Annotated in this window: 2 protein-coding genes and 1 pseudogene; all 3 read left to right on the top strand. The window is 30.4% G+C overall.

Annotated features, from left to right (window positions below):
• Positions 1–750 (top strand): annotated as a pseudogene (locus RQ893_RS08685) (Asp-tRNA(Asn)/Glu-tRNA(Gln) amidotransferase GatCAB subunit B); the annotation flags it as partial.
• A 352-nt stretch (positions 751–1,102) separates the two neighbouring features.
• On the top strand, positions 1,103–2,281 hold the full coding sequence (locus tag RQ893_RS08680) for an NAD(P)H-hydrate dehydratase (RefSeq protein WP_311482619.1): 1,179 nt from the start codon (positions 1,103–1,105) through the stop codon (positions 2,279–2,281).
• Positions 2,282–2,283: 2 nt separating this feature from the next.
• Positions 2,284–3,249: an alanine racemase gene (alr, locus tag RQ893_RS08675; protein WP_311482618.1), complete on the top strand. Its 966-nt coding sequence runs from the start codon at positions 2,284–2,286 to the stop codon at positions 3,247–3,249.
• The last annotated feature ends 58 nt before the right edge of the window (positions 3,250–3,307 follow it).

Here is a 3,307-nt window from a genome sequence, read left to right as displayed (position 1 = left end):
TTTGAAGTCCAAAGGCAAACTGCTTTACTAGAAAAAGGCGAAACCGGTGTAAAAGAAACTAGAAGATGGGATGATATTGAACTTAAAACCATTCACATGAGAAACAAAGAAGTTGGTAATGACTATAGATTTTCAGCTGATGGTGATATACCAGATATTTACCTCTCAGATGAATTTATAGAAAATATTAAAGATAAACTACCAGAATTACCTAGTAAAAAACAAGAAAGGTATATGAGAGAATATAAACTTTCTGAATATGATGCTAATTTATTAAGTAATGATAGGAACCTAGCAACTCTTTTTGAAAAAACAGACAAGTTAGTTAATGATCCAAATACCACAGCTAACTGGATTCTTAGTGAATTATCAAGAAGACTTAATGAGGCAGAGGAAACTGCTGATGAAATGGCACTATCAGTAGAAAATTTTGCTAAATTAATTAATCTTGCGAAAAATAATAAGATAAATAATAATGTGGCAAAAAAATTACTAAGAGAAATATATACTACTAATGAAGACCCAGAAAAACTTGCCGAAGAAAGAAACCTTCTTCAAATCTCAGACGCTTCTTTCTTAGATGATATTGTTAGTGAAGTTATTGCGGAAAATCCACAATCAATCGAAGATATAAAAAATGGAAAAGATAGAGCTTTTGGTTTTTTAGTTGGTCAAGCGATGAAGAAGACAAAAGGCAAAGGAAATCCTCAAGAAATAAATAAATTACTAAAAGAAAAGATAGGGGAATAGGAAGTGCGAAGGCACTTCCATTTTTCAAATATTATATTATTAATGCCACGGACAAGTTGTTTATGGTATTGGCATTTTACTAATATGCTTTTTCATATTGAAATTGTTAAAGCACTAAGGAAATAGTTATGCGATGAAATAACTAGATTTTCTTGTTGTAAGGTTATTTTTACATTTGTGTTTATCATCTAAAGAGAAGTCAAAAATTAATGTTGAATAAAGTTTTCCTATTTTAACATAGGATGCCATATTATAATATCATAGGCGGTATAATTGTATATTATGATGGCAAAGTAGTAAATTTTGATAGAAAACCATCAAAAAAGTCGAATATTTTAAGGTTAGGTTAATATTGATAGGGATAGATATAATTTCAGTTCAAAAAATTAAGAATAAAACAGAAGACTTTCTTATGAGAGTATTTAGCCAAAAAGAGCTAACTTATGCTTTTAAAAAAGATAATCCATACCAAACTTTAGCAGGAATATACGCTCTTAAAGAAGCTGCAATTAAAGCATATAACCTTAATCTATCTTACATAAAAAATTGTAGGGTTGAAGTTGATCATAAAGAAAATCGTCCATATGTTTTAATTGACAAAAAGATTTGTATGTCAGAGGTTTCTATTTCACATGATGGTGAAATTGCCATTGCAATTTGTGTAAGTAAGGAAAGTTCAACACTTAAAATAGATAAGCAGATGAAAAATATTTTGCCTCCAAGAAAAAAAGTAAGTCATAAAGGCGATTATGGAAAGGTAGCAATATTAGGTGGTTCTTCTGGTATGGCTGGATCATGTTATTTGTCATCATCTGCTGCCTTGAGAGTTGGTGCTGGATTAGTTTATCTTCTCGTTCCATCTTCTATAAGTGAGATTTTACAAATTAAGTCAACTGAGCAAATTATAAATATTATTGATTCTTATAATTTAAAGTATAATAATCTTATATTAAATCAGATTTTAGTATATCTATCAGATAAAGATGTCCTTGGAATAGGACCTGGAATGGGAGAAGACCCAAGTTTAAATGAACTTATTGGTAAGATTATTGAAAGCTATGAGGGTAAGATAATAATAGACGCTGATGGCTTAAATGCAATAGCAAAAGATAAATCAGTTTTAAAAAAAGAAAATATTATCTTAACACCTCACTTAAAAGAATTTTCAAGACTTACTGGCCTAAGTATTAATGAAATTAATGCTGATAGGGTAGGAATTGCTAAGGATTTTGCTAGTAGATATAAGGTTGTTCTTGTATTAAAATCTGAAAATACTTTGGTTACTGATGGGGAAAGCCTATATATAAATCAGATTGGTAATCCTGGCATGGCTACGGCAGGAAGTGGTGATGTTCTAACAGGAATTATAGCAGGACTTTTACCCCTAATGAGTGAATTTGATGCTGCAAAGCTTGGTGTATATTTGCATTCACTTGCTGGAGATTTAGTAAAAGAAGATTTGTGTGAAGAATCACTTATTGCAAGTGATATTATAGATTATTTACCAAAGGCAATTAGACTTTTGAGGTAGCTATGCAAGAGACATATTTAGAAATTAATTTGGATAATATAAGAAATAATATTTTAAACATAAGAAAATTAAGCCCAGAATCAAAGTTTTGTGCAGTGTTAAAGGCTAATGCCTATGGACTCGGTGCTGGTGTTATATCTAGAAATATTGAAGATATAATTGATTATTATGCTGTAGCAAGACTTAGTGAGGGTCTTTTGCTAAGAAGGTATGGAATAGAGAAGCCTATCTTGGTATTAGGGTATGTTGGCGTAAGCGATATAAAAGAATGTGTAGAAAATGATATTGATATTTCAATATATGACCTAGGACTAGCATATGATATTAATAAGTTGGGGTATAAGGTAAAGGGACATCTAGTACTTGATACAGGTCACGGCAGGATTGGATTCAGAGAAAATGAAATATCAAAAATCAAAAAGTTAAAAGACTTAGAAAATATTGAAATAATTTCTGCTTTTAGTCATTTTGCTACAGCTGATGAAGAAGATAATAATTTCACTATTGAGCAAGAAGAGATTTTTGATAGGATTATTGATAAAGTCAAAAATGATTTTAACTTTAGATTTCTCCATCTTGCAAATTCAGCAGCAACTATAAGACAAAAGATTTTTAAGGGGATGAACAGAGTTGGTATTTCTCTTTATGGACTTTATCCTTCAAATGTAGTTAAAGATAATACATCAATTGAATTAGAGAAAACATTCAAATTATTTTCTTATGTCAACTTTGTAAAGGAAATTGAAGCAGGTACTCCAATCTCTTATGGTAGAACTTTTATAAGTGACAAACCAATGAAGGTTGCTACTGTTGCTATAGGTTATGCTGATGGATATAGTAGGATGTTTTCTAATAAGGGATTTGTATACATAAATGGTAATTCATGCAAGGTTTTAGGAAGAGTGTGTATGGATCAGATGATGGTTGATGTAAGCGGTATTGATGATAAGGCTGGAGATAAGGAATAAATTTATAGAGATATTGACATGGATTAGGACTTAATTGGAACAATAAATTATGAGTTAA

Origin of the sequence: uncultured Anaerococcus sp. (genome assembly GCF_963510915.1) — a bacterium.
In the GTDB taxonomy this organism is placed as follows: domain Bacteria; phylum Bacillota; class Clostridia; order Tissierellales; family Peptoniphilaceae; genus Anaerococcus.
Note: the sequence above shows the minus strand (reverse complement) of the source record. Positions and strands in the feature narration are given on the sequence as shown.

What these genes read in the sequence shown, in the direction of transcription:
- alr (WP_311482618.1), top strand. Translation starts at nt 2,284, where the DNA reads ATGCAAGAGACATATTTAGAAATTAATTTGGATAATATAAGAAATAAT.